At 40.9% G+C, this 20,937-nt stretch carries 12 protein-coding genes, 8 tRNA genes and 3 rRNA genes; 4 read left to right on the top strand and 19 right to left on the bottom strand.

Annotated features, from left to right (window positions below):
• Window positions 1-79: 79 nt before the first annotated feature.
• The 3 genes from menA to pplA form a co-directional block, all read right to left on the bottom strand.
• The gene (menA, locus tag A5821_RS11365) at window positions 80-1,033 is read right to left on the bottom strand and encodes a 1,4-dihydroxy-2-naphthoate polyprenyltransferase (protein WP_086314686.1); all 954 of its coding nucleotides are present in this window, start codon (window positions 1,031-1,033) and stop codon (window positions 80-82) included.
• An 11-nt stretch (window positions 1,034-1,044) separates the two neighbouring features.
• Window positions 1,045-2,118 carry an FAD:protein FMN transferase gene (locus A5821_RS11370; protein ID WP_086314687.1) on the bottom strand — a complete coding sequence of 358 codons (1,074 nt, stop codon included), beginning with the start codon at window positions 2,116-2,118 and terminating at the stop codon, window positions 1,045-1,047.
• Between the two features lie 172 nt (window positions 2,119-2,290).
• Window positions 2,291-3,220, bottom strand: coding sequence for an extracellular electron transfer flavoprotein PplA (gene pplA, locus A5821_RS11375; protein WP_086314688.1), 930 nt, complete (start codon window positions 3,218-3,220; stop codon window positions 2,291-2,293).
• A 265-nt stretch (window positions 3,221-3,485) separates the two neighbouring features.
• Between pplA and A5821_RS11380 the strand changes: the two genes are divergently transcribed.
• The 4 genes from A5821_RS11380 to A5821_RS11395 all read left to right on the top strand — a co-directional run bounded on the left by A5821_RS11380 (window position 3,486) and on the right by A5821_RS11395 (window position 7,527).
• Complete coding sequence (locus A5821_RS11380) at window positions 3,486-5,393, top strand: NAD(P)/FAD-dependent oxidoreductase (RefSeq protein ID WP_086314689.1); 1,908 nt, start codon at window positions 3,486-3,488, stop codon at window positions 5,391-5,393.
• A 108-nt stretch (window positions 5,394-5,501) separates the two neighbouring features.
• A complete protein-coding gene (locus A5821_RS11385) occupies window positions 5,502-5,924 on the top strand; it encodes a NusG domain II-containing protein (RefSeq protein ID WP_086314690.1) in 423 nt (140 codons plus the stop codon).
• 16 nt (window positions 5,925-5,940) lie between these two features.
• On the top strand, window positions 5,941-6,501 hold the full coding sequence (locus A5821_RS11390) for a Gx transporter family protein (protein WP_086314691.1): 561 nt from the start codon (window positions 5,941-5,943) through the stop codon (window positions 6,499-6,501).
• A 39-nt stretch (window positions 6,502-6,540) separates the two neighbouring features.
• Window positions 6,541-7,527, top strand: coding sequence for a polyprenyl synthetase family protein (locus A5821_RS11395; RefSeq protein ID WP_086314692.1), 987 nt, complete (start codon window positions 6,541-6,543; stop codon window positions 7,525-7,527).
• Window positions 7,528-7,569: 42 nt separating this feature from the next.
• On the opposite strand, the gene gor is transcribed toward A5821_RS11395, so the two are convergent.
• The 16 genes from gor to A5821_RS11475 form a co-directional block, all read right to left on the bottom strand.
• Window positions 7,570-8,922, bottom strand: coding sequence for a glutathione-disulfide reductase (gene gor, locus A5821_RS11400; protein WP_086314693.1), 1,353 nt, complete (start codon window positions 8,920-8,922; stop codon window positions 7,570-7,572).
• Window positions 8,923-8,987: 65 nt separating this feature from the next.
• Entirely contained in the window at window positions 8,988-10,229 is a 1,242-nt protein-coding gene (locus tag A5821_RS11405; protein WP_086314694.1) for a peptidase U32 family protein, read from the bottom strand.
• 14 nt (window positions 10,230-10,243) lie between these two features.
• The gene (locus A5821_RS11410; RefSeq protein WP_086314695.1) at window positions 10,244-11,164 is read right to left on the bottom strand and encodes a peptidase U32 family protein; all 921 of its coding nucleotides are present in this window, start codon (window positions 11,162-11,164) and stop codon (window positions 10,244-10,246) included.
• Between the two features lie 251 nt (window positions 11,165-11,415).
• Window positions 11,416-13,905, bottom strand: a complete 2,490-nt coding sequence (locus A5821_RS11415) for an ATP-dependent Clp protease ATP-binding subunit (RefSeq protein WP_086314696.1) — start codon at window positions 13,903-13,905, stop codon at window positions 11,416-11,418.
• A 4-nt stretch (window positions 13,906-13,909) separates the two neighbouring features.
• Entirely contained in the window at window positions 13,910-14,377 is a 468-nt protein-coding gene (locus tag A5821_RS11420) for a CtsR family transcriptional regulator (protein ID WP_086314697.1), read from the bottom strand.
• Window positions 14,378-14,520: 143 nt separating this feature from the next.
• Window positions 14,521-14,594 (bottom strand) — tRNA-Pro (locus A5821_RS11425).
• A gap of 84 nt (window positions 14,595-14,678) precedes the next feature.
• Window positions 14,679-14,752, bottom strand: a tRNA-Arg gene (locus A5821_RS11430).
• Between the two features lie 10 nt (window positions 14,753-14,762).
• Window positions 14,763-14,848: transfer RNA gene (locus tag A5821_RS11435), tRNA-Leu, on the bottom strand.
• A gap of 14 nt (window positions 14,849-14,862) precedes the next feature.
• Window positions 14,863-14,934 (bottom strand) — tRNA-Gly (locus A5821_RS11440).
• 8 nt (window positions 14,935-14,942) lie between these two features.
• A tRNA-Thr gene (locus A5821_RS11445) sits at window positions 14,943-15,015 on the bottom strand.
• A gap of 35 nt (window positions 15,016-15,050) precedes the next feature.
• Window positions 15,051-15,132: transfer RNA gene (locus tag A5821_RS11450), tRNA-Leu, on the bottom strand.
• Between the two features lie 12 nt (window positions 15,133-15,144).
• Window positions 15,145-15,217: transfer RNA gene (locus A5821_RS11455), tRNA-Lys, on the bottom strand.
• A 6-nt stretch (window positions 15,218-15,223) separates the two neighbouring features.
• Window positions 15,224-15,296 (bottom strand) — tRNA-Val (locus tag A5821_RS11460).
• 14 nt (window positions 15,297-15,310) lie between these two features.
• Window positions 15,311-15,426, bottom strand: a 5S ribosomal RNA gene (gene rrf / locus A5821_RS11465).
• A gap of 96 nt (window positions 15,427-15,522) precedes the next feature.
• Window positions 15,523-18,434 (bottom strand): 23S ribosomal RNA (locus tag A5821_RS11470).
• Window positions 18,435-18,717: 283 nt separating this feature from the next.
• A 16S ribosomal RNA gene (locus A5821_RS11475) occupies window positions 18,718-20,278 on the bottom strand.
• Together the 16S, 23S and 5S rRNA genes with 8 tRNA genes alongside form the textbook arrangement of a ribosomal RNA operon.
• Window positions 20,279-20,937 lie beyond the last annotated feature (659 nt).

A 20,937-nucleotide genomic window follows, 5' to 3' on the forward strand; every position in this document is an offset into this window, starting at 1 on the left:
ATGAAAAAGGGTTGTTAAAATAGATCGAAAAAAAAAAGAAGGAAGCAGAGTCGTTGTTGGTTACTGCTTCCTTCTTTTTTTATAATTTCTCTAAAACAATTGTCAGAAATAAACCGACTAAATAGCTGCCGTTAAAGGCTATCAAATTTTTTATCGAATAACCAAAGCTTTTAGGATGCGGCAATTCTTTTTTGAACAGCTGAAGGTTCTTCCAAACAATTGGCAATGATAAGAATACGACTAAAATCGGCCAACGATATACACCAAACGGTAAACCGATCAATACAACGGCATAACACGCCAACATCAATAGTTGAAACAACATCACACCCTGCTTTCTACCAATGTAATAAACCAATGTATACCGATGATTCTCAATATCTGTATCCAGATCCCTCAAATTATTTGCCAACATAATATTCGCAATTGTAAACACCATCGGCAATGAAGCCCAAATAATTGCAACTACTGCCCACAAACTCCCATTCAAAGCAAATGTTCCACGACTCCAATCAAGCAACAGGTAAAATGGACGGCTCTCTTGAACATTTAAATAAATCGTCATCGCAAAAATCCCAAGTCCCATAGTAAACCCACTGAACACTTCACCTAACGGCATCCGCGACAATGGGATTGGACCAAACGTGTAAAAAATACCAATGAAGCAACATACGCCGCCCATCACTAAAAATAACCAACCAGTTTTAATTGTTAGAAAAATACCGATCAAAGCAGAAAAAGTAATCATTCCAAAGATCATATTTCGCACAAGAACTGGGGCAATTCCCGAGCTCCCAATAATGTTTTCTTCATATTTATATACTTCAGACTTTGCTTTCTTAAAATCCATATAATTATTGATTGCTGTCGTCGCCATGTCAAACACGACCATACCAACAAAAAACAACACTGTATACCCTAATTGAAACTGGTTAAAATAAGCAATAGAAAATAACACCCCAACTGCAAAAGGAAATAGACTTGCTAACTTTGTCTGGATTTCCACAACTTGCAAAAACACTTTCACCGTCATATCCGTTCTCCTTATTTCAGGTCTTTACGATTACCCATGGTGTAACCTGAATCTTTTCCTAACTCAAACACTTTTTCAATATCTTTACTTACAAATACTTCATCTTCTTTTGTAACAAAAATCACATCGACATCTTTTAGACCTTCAGCATATTCTAGCCCTTTTTTGACACCCATAGAAAATACTGCTGTTGATAGACCATCACCATCAATTGATTTATTCGTGATCACAGTCACTCCAGCAATATCATTATCAAAAGGATAGCCCGTTTTTGGATCAAATAGATGATGATAATTTTTACCCTCTACTTCTAAGAAACGTTCATAGATTCCAGAAGTAACTAATGTTTTATTGCTTTCTTGAACTGTTCCGATCACTGTATTTCGTGCTTTATTAGGATCTTGAATACCAACATTCCAGTCCATATCTTTTCCTCGAGGGCTATGTCCAAGAACATAAACATTCCCGCCTAAATCCACGATAGCGGTCGTGACACCATTATCTTTTAAGACTTTCACGACCTCATCTGTGATAAACCCTTTAGCAATCGCACCTAAATCTAGCTCCATACCTTTTTCTTCAAGGTAGACTGTTTTGTCTTCATCATTTAATTTCACTTTGTGATAATCAACTAATTTTAATGCTTGATCGATCTCTTCTTGTGAAGGTTTACGGGCATCATCAAATCCTATATGCCATAATTGCGTGATCGGCCCAATAGCCATGTCAAAACCGCCAGAAGAATCTTCACTATATTCATATGCTCGTTTTAATAATGGGTAAATATCATCGGAAACTTTAACTGGTTTGATTCCAGCTTGTTCATTGATCTCATCTATCTCAGACCCTTTTTCATTAACCGTGATTTTAGCACCTAACTCTTTTACCCGATCAAAAGCTTTTTTTAACACTTCTTCTTTACCATCATCGTAAATTCTTACTTGTACATACGTTCCTAACAATGATTGCTGATCTGAATAAGGTTCTTTATTGATTTTTGACTGCGCGTCTTTCGAATTACATCCTGCTAAAACAACCAATAATAATGCTATTGCTACAGTGATTAGTGTTTTTTTGTTCTTCATCATATCCCTCTTTCTAAATAGAAAATTGTCTTATTTATAGTAGCTCTTTTTTTCGTGAATGGGAAGGATTTTCTATCTGTCATTTATGTATTTTGATAAAAATAAAAGCAGAATTCAGAGCGATTTCTGAATTCTGCCACGTATATATTTGTTCGTTCACTTGTGTGAAAAATTATTTTTTCATTACAATGTTGTCTACAACGATTTCATCAGTGTTGCCTTTTTCAGCAGCATTGATCAATTGTTCCGCATACATTACGAATGAATGAGAGCTGTGAGTTGCGCCTGTTACAACTTCAACGTCTGCAGCTGATTTGCCTTCTTCACCCATTGTTTTTACTAATTCTTCGTTTAACGTTTTGATGTATTCTGCTGGGCCTACGCCTGATTTGTCTTTCATGTTTTTGTTGTAGTCAGCATCATCTTTTTTAGATTTGCCTTCATCATTAACGTTATCGTATTTAGATTCTGTTACTTTGCCATCTTTCACAACGATTGAAAATTCAGTGTGGTAGCCATTTGAATTATTTTTTTCTTTCAATGAATACGTACCATCTTTAAGGTCAGCACCATTGTCGATTTCGATTGTTTTAGTATCTCCTGCTTGAGCTGCTTGGATCAATTGTTGTGCATAGTTTTGGAATGATTCACTAGAGTGAGTCGCACCAGTTACTACTTCTACACCGTCAGCGCTTTGAGCTTTAACAAAAGAATCGTTTAATTCTTTAATGTATTCAGCTGGACCTACGCCTGATTTGTCTTTCATATTTTTTTCGTAGTCTTTATCATCTGCTTTTGATTTGCCATCAGCGTTGATATTGTCATATTTAGATTCAGTGATTTTGCCATCTTTAACAGTCATTTCAAATGTTGCACGGTAACCGTTAGATTCGTTCTTTTCTTCTAATTTATACGTACCATCTTGTAAATCGCCACCAGCTTCTTTTTCTGCTACTGTAGAAGAATCAGCTGTTTTTGATGTTGCAGTACTTGAATCAGATGATTTTGCTGTATCTTTCTTTTGATCTGATCCACATGCTGCTAATAAAAGAGATGATAGTGCGATAGCTGTGAAGCCCTTTACAATTTTATTCATTTTCATTTTGTTCACCATTTCCTTTTCTTAAACGTTCCACAAATTAAGTTTGTGATATAATTTACATTCTATAGAAAATTTCAATTATGTCAATTAAAGTTATAAAAGAAAGACAAAATTTTACCCGTTTTTCACACTTTTTTAATAATAAAAATTTATTTCCTATATTTAAGAATTGTTATTAGACAAAACCCAAATATCGCTATATAATGAAATCGATTGTGTAATTATTATCATTTTCTATTTTATTTTTTTAAGGAGCGGATTATCAATGACAAAGCAAAAAATTGTCGTTGTGGGAGCTGGTTATGCTGGAGTTTCAGCTACTAAATTTTTAGCAAAAAAATTGAAAAAAGATTCTGACGTTGAGATTACTTTAATTGATCGTCATTCTTACCACACCATGATGACTGAGTTGCACGAAGTAGCTGGAGGACGTGTTGAACCTTCTGCGATCCAATACGATTTGCAACGTTTATTCTCACGTAAAAAGAACGTTACTCTTGTAACAGACACTGTAACTGGTATCGATAAAGACAAAAAAGTCGTTCAAACGAAGTTAGGTTCTTATGAATTTGACCAATTGATTATCGGTATGGGTGGCGAGCCAAATGACTTTGGTACTCCTGGAGTTAAAGAACATGGATTTACTCTATGGTCTTTTGAAAACTCTTTGAAAATTCGTGAACATATCTTGGAAACAGTTGAAAAAGCAGCAATCGAACCAGATCCAGAAGTTCGTAAAGCAATGCTTACATTTGTTGTCTGTGGTTCAGGATTTACTGGTATCGAAATGGTCGGCGAACTGATCGACTGGAAAGATCGTCTTGCAAAAGACTTCAAACTTGATCCTAATGAATTTACATTAATGGTCGTTGAAGCAATGCCGACAATCTTAAACATGTTATCTCGTAATGACGCAGCCAAAGCTGAACGTTATTTAGAGAAGAAAAATGTGAAATTGTTGCTTAACGCACCAATCGTTGAAGTCGCTGCAGATCATATTAAATTAAAAGATGGTTCTACAGTTCCAACACACACATTGATCTGGACTGCCGGTGTTAAAGCAACTTCTGATGCTGCTGACTTCGGTTTAGAATCAGCTCGTGGAAATCGTTTGATCGCAAACGAATTTATGCAAGCCAAAGGATATGAAGACAAAAACATTTATATCGTTGGTGACTTGGTGTATTACGAAGAATTCCCTGAAACACCAACTCCGCAAATCGTTCAAGCAGCTGAACAAACTGGTCACACAGCCGCTGCTAATATCGTAGCTGACATCAAAGGCAGCGAAAAACACAAATTCAAAGGAAATTATCAAGGATTCATGGTTTCTGTCGGCTCTAAATGGGGTGTGGCGAACTTATTTGATAAAATTCACCTTAGCGGTTTCTTAGCAATCATCATGAAACACATCGTTAACTTGAAATATTTCTTTGATATCCGTTCTGGTTACTACATGTTCCAATATATTATGCACGAATTCTTCCATATTAAAGACGACCGCAACGTAACACGCGGACATTCTTCTCGTTATGGTAATGTTTTATGGAGCGTTCCATTACGTGTATTCTATGGTATGGTTTGGCTAGTTGAATCAATGAAGAAAATTGTCGGAACTGGCGATTACTTGAAACCAAGCACTTGGTTTGGTGACGGTTCATGGTTTACTGATAAAGTCGCTTTCCCATTCCCTTGGTTACAAGAACAAGTAACGACTGGTGCTTCTGCCGCAGGTGGCGGTGCTGAGGCAACTGAAACAACAGCTAAAGCTGCTCAATTTGGTTTAAGCTATGCATATGGTGAAGAACCAATGCAAGTGTTCGATCACATGCCTAAATGGTTTGAAAGTGTTATGAAATTCATGATGCCTAACCAAGAAGTTGCTTTATTCATGCAAAAGTTCATGACAATCGTTGAGGTCTTGATTGCTTTAGCATTGATCGCTGGATTATTCACTTGGTTAAGTAGTGCCGCAACAATTGGTTTAACAATTGCCTTTTGTCTATCAGGCATGTTCTACTGGGTAAATATTTGGTTTATCTTTGTAGCCTTTGCTTTGATGAATGGCTCTGGACGTTCACTTGGTTTAGACCGCTGGGTCATCCCTTGGGTACAACGTACATTAGGTAAATGGTGGTATGGTACACCTAAATCTAGATACGTCAGTAAATAAGTACTTTTATAGCAAAAATCTAAGAGAGTTCTAGGTTTACTCCTAGAACTTTCTTTTCTCATTATGATAGAATATATTAAACTAAAAACGACAAAGGAGAGGAAAGAGTTGGATTTTAAAGAATTTATTCAAAAAAGTTATATACGTCCTTGGGATATTGTCATTATTTTACTTCTAACGATCAGTTCTTTCTTGCCCCTTGTTGTTTTTGGCATACAAAACACGGCACAAGATGATGCCACAAAACAGGCAGTACTAAAAGTAGATGGTGAAGTCATCAAGGTCTTCGACTTAAAAGAAGATGGCCCTACTTATACATACAGATACGAAGCCGCTGATGGTGATTACAATGTGATTGAAGTTAGTGGAGATAAAATCCGTATGGCAGAAACAAATTGCGGAGATCAAATTTGCGTACAACGAGGCTGGATATCTAAAGCAGGAGAAACACCGATTGCGTGTTTGCCCCATAATTTATTCATCACAGTTGAAGCTTCTGACGGGAGTGAGGATGGCAGTTTGATATACTAAACATTGCCAACATTTTATGAGTAAATTACAAAAAAACATCTATATTTCCATGTTAGTCGCTCAGGGTGTGATCATTGGTTTGATTGAAAATATGATTCCTTATCCCTTTGCTTTCGCCCCTGGGGCAAAGCTTGGACTGGCTAACTTGATTACGATCATTGCTATTTTCACAATGCGAAAAAGAGACAGTTTCTTTTTAGTTTGCATGCGTCTAATTTTGACGACCTTACTTGGTGGAACGATCTCGACCTTCTTTTACAGCGCTAGTGGCGCTCTACTTAGTTATTTTGGTATGTTGCTCATCATGCAATTAGGACCAAAACGTGTTAGCATTATCGGTATTAGTGCTGCGGGTGGATTTTTGCATAACGTTGGGCAGCTATTGACCACTTGTTTCTTCGCGCAATCGTGGGCTCCGATGCTTTATCTACCGTTTCTTTCATTTATCGGCTTATTATCTGGGATTGCCATAGGTATTGCGGCCAACTACTTACTTCGCCATGTTCAAACCTTACGGCAATTTCAATTGAATTACGAATCAACAACCAAGCATAAATGGAGTCAATATTTCCAATAACATCTTAGTCTGATCGAGTACAATCAAAGGAGTCATTTTATGAACATTCACCCAATGTGGAAAAAATATCCTGAACTAGCAAAAGAATTAAATAGCACACTAAAGCTGATGGAAAATAGTGTTAATTTGAAAAACAAAGAAGTCGAAAACGCGGTTATGTCGATGATTCATTCTGGTGGAAAATTGCTTCGACCAGCTTATCAACTTCTATTTTCTCAATTTGGAGAAAATAGAGAGTCGAAAAAAACAGTTGCTCTTGCTGCTGCGATTGAATTACTGCATACTGCAACATTGATTCATGATGATATTGTAGATGATGCAGATATAAGACGCGGCTTACCAACTATTCGGTCTCAATTTGGTAATAGCACAGCCGTTTACGCTGGTGATTATCTATTTGTCAGTTGTTTCAAATTGTTGGCTGACTACTCTTCTTCTTTAAAGAGCATCCAGTTAAATTCCCGAAGCATGGAAAAAATACTAAGCGGTGAATTAGGGCAAATGGACAATCGCTATAACCTTGAAATGACGATCGATCAATACCTTGAAAACATTTCTGGTAAAACTGCTGAGCTATTTTCACTAAGTTGTTTTGTTGGGGCTTACGAAAGTGGAACTTCGGAACGATTTGCTAAAAATTGCGGAAAGATCGGAGAAAACATTGGTATTGCTTTTCAAATTATTGATGACGTTTTAGACTATACGCAAAGTCCTGAACAAATTGGTAAACCTGTGTTGGAAGATGTCCGTCAAGGTGTTTATTCGCTTCCTTTACTATACGCTTTGGAAGAAGGAAAAGAAGTTTTACTTCCCTATCTAGAAAAAGGGGAAGTATTAACTGATGCTGAAACCAATAAAATCTACGAACTGGTTCATTCATTTGACGGTGTTGCTAAGGCACAAAAACTTGCAGAAAAATATACACAACAAGCATTAAAAGGCATCACTAAGTTACCTGATACATCAGCTGATGCTAGGGGTAAACTCTTAACTATTACACAAGCAATTCTTGCAAGAACAAATTAAGAGAAAAAGGACAAGACGATTTTTTCCGCCTTGTCCTTTTCCTTATCTCATCGTTACAAATTCTTCTGAACCTGTTGGGTGAATTGCGACTGTATTATCAAAATCTTTTTTCGTCGCCCCCATTTTAATAGCTACTGCAAAACCTTGCAGCATTTCATCCACACCTAAACCTATTCCGTGCAACCCAACGATTTTTTCCTCTTCACCCACACAAACTAGTTTCATATCACATTTTTGGCGATACTCTCCTAGCGCAAAATACATCGGCGTAAAAGTGGATTGATAGATTTTGATATTTTCATCACCGTATTTTTCTTCTGCCTCGATTTCAGTTAAACCAACTGTCGCAATCGGTGGATGAGTAAAGACAACGGTCGGAATTGTTTCATAATCTAAGTATTCATTTTCTTTCCCATTAAACAAACGTTCTGATAATCTTCTTCCTGCCGCAATAGCAACAGGTGTTAAATCGATTTTACCAATGACATCTCCAACGGCATATACACCTGATTGGGTCGTATTTTGGAATTTGTCGACTTTTATATAGCCTTTATCTGTCAACTCAATATGTGTATTCTCTAAACCTAGCGTATCTGTATTCGGTTGACGTCCTGTACCAAATACAATGCTATCAGCTGTGATTTTAGTCCCATTTTCAAAGGTAATCATCAATTCTCCAGATTCAAACTTCTCAATTGAACGAGGTGTTGAATGAGGATAAATATGCATCCCATCTTCAAGATAGTGCTCAACCACTTTTTCAGAAAGCATCTCATCGAATTCCCGCAACGGACGCTCTTTTCTAAATGCCCAATGCGTTTCCGCACCCAAACCATGGATCGTTCCAGCAAGTTCAGCGGCTATATAACCCGCTCCCACAAACACTACTCGTTTTGGCAGTTCTTCTAAGGCAAAAAAACCATTAGAATCTATTGCATATTCTTCACCAGGAATCCCTAACTTTTTAGGACGACCGCCAGTGGCAATCAAGATATTGGGCGCTGTATATGTTTCATCCCCCGCTTTGATTGTATGATCATCAACAAATGTTGCATATTCAGATAAAACTTCTACTTTATTACTATCTAATCCACGATGATACGCCGCATGTAAATTATCAATGTAGGCTTCACGATTTTGAACAAGCTTTTTAAAGCTGAAATCTTTTACATCTACGTCAAAACCATATCCTTCTGTATCACGCTTCATCATTTCCATCATTGAACTTGCTTGCCACATCACTTTTTTAGGTACACAACCAACATTGACGCATGTTCCGCCGATGTCACCTGCTTCGATTAATAAAACCTTAGCACCATACATACCTGCGCGATTAGCAGAAGCAATTCCGCCGCTTCCACCGCCAATTACGATATAATCATATTGTTTTGCCATTGTTTACCTATCCTCTCTGCAATGAAAGGGACAAGCCGTAACAGCCAATCCCTCACTTAATTTATTTATTTCTTCTTACGAATCATATCGCCAACTGCTACTGGTTCTACGACCGGCATCGTTAAAATCATCATTGGATTTGGTGCTCGATCGATCGACTCGTTCTCTTCATTATACATAACTTCTACCGTTTGATGGAAGTGATTGAACCCAGGACCATAAAATTCAATTTCATCGCCGACACTGAAATGGTTTCTCTGACGAATCGTTGCAACTTTTGTCTCAGCATCATATGCCATGACTTCTCCAATAAATTTATATTGAGGAATCTTGCGGCGTTCTCCGAATAATTGTTCTTCATCAGTCGGTACATGATAATAAAACCCAGTTGAAAGTTCTCTTTGAGCAACTTTCCAAAGCTCATCGATCCATTCTTGTTTACATTCATAATTTTCCGGATCTTCCATATAAGTATCCACTGCTTTTTTATACACATTCGCTACAGTCGATACGTAGTGGATTGATTTCATACGGCCTTCGATTTTAAAACTATCTACACCATTTTGAATCAGTTCAGGAATATGTTGGATCATCGCCATATCCACCGCACTCATTGAAAATTCTTCTTCCACTTCACCTTTATCGGTTAAACTTGTACGCTCAGCACCAAAAGGCATGTCATAAAGCTCATATTTCCAACGGCAAGATTGAGAACAGCCACCGCGGTTTGCATCACGCATAGACATATGATTAGACAACGTACATCTACCTGAATAAGAAATACACATCGCTCCATGAATAAACGCTTCAATCTCAACATCCGTATTTTTACGAATTTCAGCTACTTCATCCATAGATACTTCACGCGCCAAAACAACCCGTTCCAGTCCTTCATTTTTCCAAAACTCTAATGTTTCATAATTCGTCGCTGAAGCTTGTGTGGACAAGTGGATTGGCAAGCCTGGTGCTTCCGCTGCACAAATTTCAATCAAGGCTGGATCAGATACGATTACTGCAGAAATACCGACATCACGTATTTCTCTAAAAAAGTCTCCTGCTCCTTCTTGGTTTCCTTCATGAGTAACCATATTTGCTGCCACATAAACTTTTGCACCATGTTCGTTAGCGAATGCTACGCCTTCGATCATATCTTCTTTTGTAAAATTACCTGCTCGGCTGCGTAAACCATAAGCATTTCCGCCAATGTATACCGCATCTGCACCGTAATGAATAGCTGTTTTTAGTTTTTCTAGCGTCCCTGCTGGTGCTAAGACCTCAGGACGCTTCAATGTTCGTTCGTTTGTCATGTGTTTTTTTCTCCTTATTTTATCTCGTCTGGATCCAAATCAAAGAATCCGATATCTAAACCACGATTTTCTGGGTGAAGCACTTCGATTTGTTCAATTGCTTTACAAGCCTGCTCGCTCGACCAAAGACCCGCTTCGATTTTTTCTTTCGCATTTACAAATACCTTAGCAACTTCTACAAAATTTTCTCCCGGAGCATAAATCCCATCAAGTTTCCACTTTGTGTAATTATGTTCATGAAGTTTGTCCAATTCACCAACTAGATTTACATCATTGTCCGCAAAAATATGAGTGCCATGGCTATCTTCATAAATCGAATAGTGCGTTTCTTCTTTTTTAGGTTCCGATATAAACAAACCTCGTTCTTTGCTGGCAGACTCATCATTTTTAGTGAAATTATAGTAATTTTGTAGTAAAGGGCGTTTGGATTGATGGATACATGTGGCACCATATACAAGAACTTCAGCTGGAACCATCAAGTTTTCCTTCATCGCTTTCATCTCTTCAAAAGGAACTTCACGAGCCAAGACCGCGCCAACCGATCCACGCTTCGCCCAGAAATTGATCTGACGAGAACTAGTTACTAATGTTTCTCCATCATAAATGTAGGGAATATCGATTCCATCTCGTTGCATCACAAACACAACTCCAGGATCACCGACCGTTACCTGATCTACGTTTATTTCTTTTAAAAATGTTAAATATTCTGGAACCTTTTTCATCTTTTCTGGATGCATAATCCCATTTAACGCTACAGTTACTTTTTTACCAGTATTGTGCGCTTTTTCAGTGATGATTCGCTGTTCCTCACGAGAAAACGATGTTGGTAATCGTAAACCAAACATCTCCTCCCCAATGTATAAAGTGTCTACCCCGACTGCTAACAATGCCTCCGCTTGTTCGACAGATTCAGCAGTCGCAATAAGTTCAATCATTTTATATCCTCCTTTAAAAGCTGAACAAGTGTCCATTTTTCGAATAAATTATTTAAAAAGTTATGTTTTTTACTTTTTCCAACAGTCTTCTAACAACTGTTTTATAGTAGCATAGGTTCACAAACTTTCCAATAGTCTCTCTTTATTTTAATGTACATTTTTCACAAATTCAATGTTGCAATTTGCTTTTCTTAAAGAAAAAAACTGTGCAAAACAGATTCGTTTTGCACAGCGAATTAAAGATTTTTTTGTTAAATTGTTTGTAAAACTTGTTCGGGTTTAGGTGATTTAACATTCAATGTTATTTTCCCTTTGCTTGCACCAATGGTTACCTTGTCTCCAAGATGGATTTGACCAGAAAGCAATGCTTCACTTAGTCGATCCTCCACCTCTTTTTGTAGTGCTCTACGAATTGGTCGTGCCCCATATTCTGGATCAAAACCAACTTTTCCGATGACTTCAATAGCAGCTGCCGTGATCTTCACATTGACATCTTGTTCTCTTAAGCGTTGAACAATTGATTTACTCATGATTTTCACTATTTCGTGAATTTCTTCTTGATCCAATGAACGGAAAACAACTGTTTCATCCACACGATTCAAAAACTCTGGACGAAATGCTTTCTTTAATTCTTCCATGATTCGTTTTTGCATCGCACCGTAATCTTTAGTTAGATCTTGTACATTGAAACCAACATTTTTTTCATCACGAATCGCTGTTGCACCAATATTTGATGTCATGATCAAAATCGTATTTCTAAAGTCAACTTTACGTCCTTTAGAATCTGTCAAATGACCATCGTCTAATACCTGTAATAGAATATTAAAGACATCTGGATGAGCCTTTTCTACTTCATCTAATAAAATGACAGAGTATGGCTTTTGACGGATTTTTTCAGTTAATTGACCGCCTTCTTCATAGCCCACATAACCTGGAGGTGAACCAATCAAACGGCTAGTACTGTATTTTTCCATAAATTCAGACATATCCACACGAACCAGAGCATCTTCACTACCGAACATTGTTTCAGCTAAGGTTTTTGCCAGTTCTGTTTTACCGACACCTGTTGGACCTAAGAACATAAATGAACCGATCGGTCTATTTGGGTCTTTCAACCCACTACGGGCTCTACGAATAGCGCGTGATACAGCTTGGACCGCTTCATCTTGACCAACTACTCGATGATGTAGGATACTTTCTAGTTCAAGTAAACGTTCACTTTCTTTTTTCTCCAGCTGTTGCAACGGCACACCCGTCCATTGTGACACAACATTAGCAACATCTTGCTCTGTCACGCGATTTGCATACCCAGAAGCCTCTTTTTGCTCTAATAATAAAATGTTTTCTAATTTACGAGCCAGTTTTTTTTCTTTTTGGCGTAGTCTTGCCGCACTTTCAAAGGATTGTGACTGGATTGCTTCTTCTTTCTCTTGAACTAAGCGAGCAATCTCCATACGTAAGTTATTGATTTCCGAAGGTTCATCTGCCAAGTCTAAACGAACTTTAGCTGAAGACTCATCCATCAAATCGATTGCTTTATCTGGTAATTGACGAGAATTAATGTAACGTACGGATAGTTGAACCGCCGCATGCAACGCATCATCCGTGATTTCTACGCCATGATGTTCTTCATATCGTGAACGCAAACCTTTTAAAATCTCTTCTGCTTCTTCTGGTGTCGGTTCGTCGACTTGTACACGAGCAAAACGGCGTTCCAAAGCAGAATCTTTTTCTATATATTTCTGGTATTCATCTAATGTTGTTGCTCCAATTGTTTGTAGTTCCCCTCTTGCAAGGGCTGGTTTTAAAATATTCGATGCATCAATAGCACCTTCCGCACCACCTGCACCGATCAAGGTGTGCAATTCATCGATAAATAAAATTACTTCGCCATCTTGATAAATTTCATCAATGACTTTTTTTAATCGATCTTCAAATTCACCACGATACTTAGTCCCAGCAACTAACGCTCCCATATCCAACATCATCAAGCGTTTTTCTAACATATCTTCTGGTACTTCGCCATTCACGATTTTTTGTGCTAATCCTTCAGCAATTGCTGTTTTACCAACACCTGGCTCACCGACTAAAACAGGATTATTCTTTGTACGACGACTTAGAATTTGAATCAATCGTCTAACCTCTTGTGAACGTCCAACTACAGGATCAAGATTATTTTCACGTGCTAATTTCGTTAAATCACGTGCTAATGAGTCTAAAGTCGGTGTTCCTTTTGGTGCTGCTTTTTGAGCTTGATTATTTCGGCGACGTCCTACATTGCCGCTCATTTGTGGATCAGTAATACCTATTTTTTTCATTAATAACTGACGCATTTTGGATAAACTTAAACCTAAATTCAATAAAATACGTGAAGCTAATATATCTTCATCTCTTAATAAACCTAGTAAAATATGTTCAGTTCCAATATTTGGTGCCCCTAAACGTTTCGCTTCATCTCCGGCGTACGCAAAGATTTGTTTCGCGCGAGGAGAATAGGGTAAATAAGCACCTTTAGGATAACCTTTAACTGTTCCATAGCCAGTTAAGTGTTCAATTTCTTCACGGATATCATTTTTATCAGCATTCAACTGACGCAAAGATTTTCCAGCAATGCCATTAGGCTCTAAAACTAAAGCCAATAATAAATGTTCTGAGCCCACGGATTGATGCCTAAAATACTTTGCTTCTTCTTGTGCAATGGCTAGTACTGCCTTGGCACTTTCTGTAAATAATTCGTCCATACTATCATTCCTCCTCGTAACTCAAACGTTCTAAAAATGAATGCATCAATTGAGCACGTAAATAATCTTCATTTGATCCTGCTTTGCCTAAAACCTGTTTCCCAAGAACAGACAACATCAGATTTCCTTCTCTTTTGGTAATCACTTCTTCTTCATACAACTTTTGTATAAAAATCAGTGCATCCTTTTCTGAAAGTCCATTTCCCGTAAACTGGGCAATTTGTTTTAATAATTGATCACTATCAGAAATTTGGACTTTGGCGATCCTAATATAACCACCGCCACCACGCTTACTCTCGACAGAATAACCTCGTTGGATCGTAAAACGCGTATTGATCACATAATTAATCTGGGAGGGAACACAATTGAATAAATGAGCCATTTCAGCTCTACGAATCTCAATCTTACTACTTTCTTCAAGAATTTTTTTTAAATATGCTTCTATTAAATCTGAAGTATTTTGATTACTCATCACACTCATCCTTTTCCCTTGACTAATACTGACCTTAATTATACATAACTTTAAGTGTTTAATAAAGGAGAATGCCTAATTTGATAAGAAAAGATAAACAAGTAAACAAAAAAAGAACAGAGAAGACCACTCTGTTCATCAAATCGGGAAGACAGGATTCGAACCTGCGACCCCTTGGTCCCAAACCAAGTGCTCTACCAAGCTGAGCTACTTCCCGTAGCTATAATAATAAAAAAAGACTAAACGCTTAAAAGGAACTAAGTTTCTCTACCTTCTAATTCGTAGTCAAACATTCAAAGTATGCACCCAAAGGGAGTCGAACCCCTAACCTCTTGATTCGTAGTCAAGCACTCTATCCAGTTGAGCTATGGGTGCTACATTTCTATGCCGAGGACCGGAATCGAACCGGTACGGTGATCACTCACCGCAGGATTTTAAGTCCTGTGCGTCTGCCAGTTCCGCCACCCCGGCGAAAGAACAAGCAAAGCGGAAAACGGGGTTCGAACCCGCGACCCCCACCTTGGCAAGGTGGTGCTCTACCACTGAGCTATTTCCGCAGTCTGGATGCCGGCTAAAGGATTTGAACCCTCGACCCTCTGATTACAAATCAGATGCTCTACCAACTGAGCTAAGCCGGCGTTATAATCGCCTAGTATTAAAACGAGACTAAAAATGCGGGTGAAGGGACTTGAACCCCCACGCCGTAAGGCGCTAGATCCTAAATCTAGTGCGTCTGCCAATTCCGCCACACCCGCAAAATATTTCTATGAGCCGTGCAGGGCTCGAACCTGCGACCCTCTGATTAAAAGTCAGATGCTCTACCAACTGAGCTAACGGCTCAAAAAATGGAGGTTGACGGGATCGAACCGCCGACCCCCTGCTTGTAAGGCAGGTGCTCTCCCAGCTGAGCTAAACCTCCAAGACAACACTTTAGCGTGGCGACGTCCTACTCTCACAAAGGGAAACCCTTCACTACAATCGGCGCTAAGAAGCTTAACTTCTGTGTTCGGCATGGGAACAGGTGTATCCTTCTCGCTATCGCCACCACACTGGGTGTTGTTACTATTAAGTTGAGTGATTATTCACTCAAAACTGGATTGAAGTAGTAATCAAACATTCCGAAAAAACTTTTTTATTTCGTTTCTTTGGTTAAGTCCTCGACCGATTAGTATTGGTCCGCTCCGTACATCACTGCACTTCCACTTCCAACCTATCTACCTGATCATCTCTCAGGGGTCTTACTTTCTTAAAGAAATGGGAAATCTCATCTTGAGGTGGGCTTCACACTTAGATGCTTTCAGCGTTTATCCCTTCCCTACATAGCTACCCAGCAATGCCCTTGGCAGAACAACTGGTACACCAGCGGTAAGTCCATCCCGGTCCTCTCGTACTAAGGACAGCTCCTCTCAAATTTCCAACGCCCGCGACGGATAGGGACCGAACTGTCTCACGACGTTCTGAACCCAGCTCGCGTGCCGCTTTAATGGGCGAACAGCCCAACCCTTGGGACCGACTACAGCCCCAGGATGCGACGAGCCGACATCGAGGTGCCAAACCTCCCCGTCGATGTGGACTCTTGGGGGAGATAAGCCTGTTATCCCCAGGGTAGCTTTTATCCGTTGAGCGATGGCCCTTCCATGCGGAACCACCGGATCACTAAGCCCGACTTTCGTCCCTGCTCGACTTGTAAGTCTCGCAGTCAAGCTCCCTTCTGCCTTTACACTCTGCGAATGATTTCCAACCATTCTGAGGGAACCTTTGGGCGCCTCCGTTACTCTTTAGGAGGCGACCGCCCCAGTCAAACTGCCCACCTGACACTGTCTCCCACCACGATAAGTGGTGCGGGTTAGAGGGTTCATAACACAAGGGTAGTATCCCACCAGCGCCTCCACCGAAACTAGCGTTCCGGGTTCATCGGCTCCTACCTATCCTGTACATGTGGTACAAACACTCAATATCAAGCTACAGTAAAGCTCCATGGGGTCTTTCCGTCCTGTCGCGGGTAACCTGCATCTTCACAGGTACTAAAATTTCACCGAGTCTCTCGTTGAGACAGTGCCCAAATCGTTACGCCTTTCGTGCGGGTCGGAACTTACCCGACAAGGAATTTCGCTACCTTAGGACCGTTATAGTTACGGCCGCCGTTTACTGGGGCTTCAATTCTGAGCTTCGCCGAAGCTAACCCATCCTCTTAACCTTCCAGCACCGGGCAGGCGTCAGCCCCTATACTTCATCTTTCGATTTTGCAGAGACCTGTGTTTTTGATAAACAGTCGCTTGGGCCTATTCACTGCGGCTGACCGAAGTCAGCACCCCTTCTCCCGAAGTTACGGGGTCATTTTGCCGAGTTCCTTAACGAGAGTTCGCTCGCTCACCTTAGGATACTCTCCTCGACTACCTGTGTCGGTTTACGGTACGGGCAGTTGTTTTCTCACTAGAAGCTTTTCTTGACAGTGTGACATCAGGAACTTCGGTACTATTATTTCCCTCCCCATCACAGCTTGTCCGTATAGAGTAAAGCATTTGACTCTACTCAAGACTTACTGCTTGGACATGCACTTCCAGTCGCATGCATTCCTTAGCCTCCTGCGTCCCTCCATTGCTCAAACAAAAACAACTGGTACAGGAATATCAACCTGTTGTCCATCGCCTACGCCTATCGGCCTCGGCTTAGGTCCCGACTAACCCTGGGCGGACGAGCCTTCCCCAGGAAACCTTAGTCATACGGTGGACGGGATTCTCACCCGTCTTTCGCTACTCATACCGGCATTCTCACTTCTAAGCGCTCCAGCCGTCCTCACGATCGACCTTCAACGCCCTTAGAACGCTCTCCTACCATCACACCAGAGGTGTGATCCACAGCTTCGGTAATATGTTTAGCCCCGGTACATTTTCGGCGCAGGGTCACTCGACTAGTGAGCTATTACGCACTCTTTAAATGGTGGCTGCTTCTGAGCCAACATCCTAGTTGTCTGTGCAACCCCACATCCTTTTCCACTTAACATATATTTTGGGACCTTAGCTGGTGGTCTGGGCTGTTTCCCTTTCGACTACGGATCTTATCACTCGCAGTCTGACTGCCGAATATGAATGAATGGCATTCGGAGTTTATCTGAATTCGGTAACCCGAGATGGGCCCCTAGTCCAAACAGTGCTCTACCTCCATCATTCTTAACTTCGACGCTAGCCCTAAAGCTATTTCGGAGAGAACCAGCTATCTCCAAGTTCGTTTGGAATTTCTCCGCTACCCACAGCTCATCCCCGCACTTTTCAACGTACGTGGGTTCGGTCCTCCAGTGCGTTTTACCACACCTTCAACCTGGCCATGGGTAGATCACATGGTTTCGGGTCTACGACTACATACTCATTCGCCCTATTCAGACTCGCTTTCGCTGCGGCTCCGGCTCTTCACCTTAACCTCGCATGCAATCGTAACTCGCCGGTTCATTCTACAAAAGGCACGCCATTACCCATTAACGGGCTTTGACTTGTTGTAGGCACACGGTTTCAGGATCTATTTCACTCCCCTTCCGGGGTGCTTTTCACCTTTCCCTCACGGTACTGGTTCACTATCGGTCATTAGGGAGTATTTAGCCTTGCGGGATGGTCCCCGCGGATTCCGACGGAATTTCTCGTGTTCCGCCGTACTCAGGATCCTCCTAGGTGTTGCCAACATTTCGTCTACGGGGCTATTACCCACTTTGGCGAACCTTTCCAGGTTCTTCGACTATCTTGACAGACTACCACAACGGAGTCCTACAACCCCAACAAGCAAGCTTGTTGGTTTGGGCTCTTCCCGTTTCGCTCGCCGCTACTCAGGGAATCGAATTTTCTTTCTCTTCCTGCAGGTACTAAGATGTTTCAGTTCTCTGCGTCTACCTCTAACCAGCTATGTATTCACTGGCAAGTAACATCCTATAAAAGATGTTGGGTTTCCCCATTCGGAAATCTCTGGATCATAGCTCACTTACAGCTCCCCAAAGCATATCGGTGTTAGTCCCGTCCTTCATCGGCTCCTAATGCCAAGGCATCCACCGTGCGCCCTTATTCACTTAACCTTATGACCTTACGGTCAGTTTGTTTGGTTCGTTTCTCTAGCGATAGAGGCGTCACCAATAAAATAAGCATTCGAACTATTTTAATTAAAAAACTCATTCAACGCGGTGTTCTCGGTTTGTTTTGATTACTTTTTTACTTCAATATCCAGTTTTCAATGAACAATTCGTTTGAGAGAAATCATATAAAAAAGAAAATCAAGCGATTCGCTTTTTTTATAAGAGTAAACCTCTCAAAACTGAACAAAGTGTCGACGAATGTGTAAGTTTCCGTAATATTCCTTAGAAAGGAGGTGATCCAGCCGCACCTTCCGATACGGCTACCTTGTTACGACTTCACCCCAATCATCTATCCCACCTTAGGCGGCTGGCTCCACAAGGGTTACCTCACCGACTTCGGGTGTTACAAACTTTCGTGGTGTGACGGGCGGTGTGTACAAGGCCCGGGAACGTATTCACCGCGGCGTGCTGATCCGCGATTACTAGCGATTCCGGCTTCATGTAGGCGAGTTGCAGCCTACAATCCGAACTGAGAGAAGCTTTAAGAGATTTGCATGACCTCGCGGCCTAGCGACTCGTTGTACTTCCCATTGTAGCACGTGTGTAGCCCAGGTCATAAGGGGCATGATGATTTGACGTCATCCCCACCTTCCTCCGGTTTGTCACCGGCAGTCTCGCTAGAGTGCCCAACTGAATGATGGCAACTAACAATAAGGGTTGCGCTCGTTGCGGGACTTAACCCAACATCTCACGACACGAGCTGACGACAACCATGCACCACCTGTCACTTTGTCCCCGAAGGGAAAGCTCTATCTCTAGAGTGGTCAAAGGATGTCAAGACCTGGTAAGGTTCTTCGCGTTGCTTCGAATTAAACCACATGCTCCACCGCTTGTGCGGGCCCCCGTCAATTCCTTTGAGTTTCAACCTTGCGGTCGTACTCCCCAGGCGGAGTGCTTAATGCGTTAGCTGCAGCACTGAAGGGCGGAAACCCTCCAACACTTAGCACTCATCGTTTACGGCGTGGACTACCAGGGTATCTAATCCTGTTTGCTCCCCACGCTTTCGAGCCTCAGCGTCAGTTACAGACCAGAGAGTCGCCTTCGCCACTGGTGTTCCTCCATATATCTACGCATTTCACCGCTACACATGGAATTCCACTCTCCTCTTCTGCACTCAAGTCTCCCAGTTTCCAATGACCCTCCCCGGTTGAGCCGGGGGCTTTCACATCAGACTTAAGAAACCGCCTGCGCTCGCTTTACGCCCAATAAATCCGGACAACGCTTGCCACCTACGTATTACCGCGGCTGCTGGCACGTAGTTAGCCGTGGCTTTCTGGTTAGATACCGTCAAGGTAAGAGCAGTTACTCTCCTACTTGTTCTTCTCTAACAACAGAGTTTTACGATCCGAAAACCTTCTTCACTCACGCGGCGTTGCTCGGTCAGACTTTCGTCCATTGCCGAAGATTCCCTACTGCTGCCTCCCGTAGGAGTCTGGGCCGTGTCTCAGTCCCAGTGTGGCCGATCACCCTCTCAGGTCGGCTATGCATCATGGCCTTGGTGAGCCGTTACCTCACCAACTAGCTAATGCACCGCGGGTCCATCCATCAGTGACACCCGAAAGCGTCTTTCAAATCAACACCATGCGGTGTCGACTGTTATGCGGTATTAGCACCTGTTTCCAAGTGTTATCCCCCTCTGATGGGTAGGTTACCCACGTGTTACTCACCCGTCCGCCACTCCTCTTTTCAAATGAGTGCAAGCACTCGGTAGAAAAGAAGCGTTCGACTTGCATGTATTAGGCACGCCGCCAGCGTTCGTCCTGAGCCAGGATCAAACTCTCATAATAAAAGTTGAACACAATCCGAAGATTGTTAAGCTCATTTGTTTGCTAGCATATTGCTTCGCTTTGTTAAAAATTGTTGTTTGTTTTTACCGTTGTAAAAACAACCTACACATTTGGTTCGTCTTACTTTGTTCAGTTTTCAAAGGTCTACTGTGTTACCTCGCAGCAACTTTTATATCATATCAAATCTTCGATTTGATGTCAACACTTTTTTTAAAAAAGTTTCAAAGTTTTTTCTGCTTGATGTTATCGAATGTTTCGCGACAACTTCATTAGTTTATCAGGTTGCTTGTTATTTGTCAACAACTTTTTTCCTGATTTTTCAAGTTTTTTTAAAACCTGAAATGTTATTCTATTTTTCGTTCAGCTGTCTTTGTTTCTTGCGACAACTTCACTAGTTTATCAGGTTAATCATTGTTTGTCAACAAGTTTTTCACCTGATTTCCAAAGTTTTTTTCAAACTTGGATTGTTATATTATTCCTATCGTTCGGCGTGTTTCATCGGTGCCTTGCGACAAGATATAATATACCAAGATTATACGCTTAGGTCAACTAAAATTTGCACTTTTTTCAAACTTTTTTTCGTTACCGATTGTTTTATTACTTTTGTTCTTTATTGTTCGTTTTTGACCCTAAAAACGATCTTTTTTAGCCTGTTTCTT

The organism is Enterococcus sp. 7F3_DIV0205 (genome assembly GCF_002141365.2).
GTDB lineage: Bacteria > Bacillota > Bacilli > Lactobacillales > Enterococcaceae > Enterococcus_L > Enterococcus_L palustris.

Bases quoted from the DNA above. Each gene is read 5' to 3' on its own strand.
- menA (WP_086314686.1), bottom strand. From the start codon at position 1,033: ATGACGGTGAAAGTGTTTTTGCAAGTTGTGGAAATCCAGACAAAGTTA.
- A5821_RS11370 (WP_086314687.1), bottom strand. From the start codon at position 2,118: ATGAAGAACAAAAAAACACTAATCACTGTAGCAATAGCATTATTATTG.
- pplA (WP_086314688.1), bottom strand. From the start codon at position 3,220: ATGAAAATGAATAAAATTGTAAAGGGCTTCACAGCTATCGCACTATCA.
- A5821_RS11380 (WP_086314689.1), top strand. From the start codon at position 3,486: ATGACAAAGCAAAAAATTGTCGTTGTGGGAGCTGGTTATGCTGGAGTT.
- A5821_RS11390 (WP_086314691.1), top strand. From the start codon at position 5,941: ATGAGTAAATTACAAAAAAACATCTATATTTCCATGTTAGTCGCTCAG.
- A5821_RS11395 (WP_086314692.1), top strand. From the start codon at position 6,541: ATGAACATTCACCCAATGTGGAAAAAATATCCTGAACTAGCAAAAGAA.
- gor (WP_086314693.1), bottom strand. From the start codon at position 8,922: ATGGCAAAACAATATGATTATATCGTAATTGGCGGTGGAAGCGGCGGA.
- A5821_RS11405 (WP_086314694.1), bottom strand. From the start codon at position 10,229: ATGACAAACGAACGAACATTGAAGCGTCCTGAGGTCTTAGCACCAGCA.
- A5821_RS11410 (WP_086314695.1), bottom strand. From the start codon at position 11,164: ATGATTGAACTTATTGCGACTGCTGAATCTGTCGAACAAGCGGAGGCA.
- A5821_RS11415 (WP_086314696.1), bottom strand. From the start codon at position 13,905: ATGGACGAATTATTTACAGAAAGTGCCAAGGCAGTACTAGCCATTGCA.
- A5821_RS11420 (WP_086314697.1), bottom strand. From the start codon at position 14,377: ATGAGTAATCAAAATACTTCAGATTTAATAGAAGCATATTTAAAAAAA.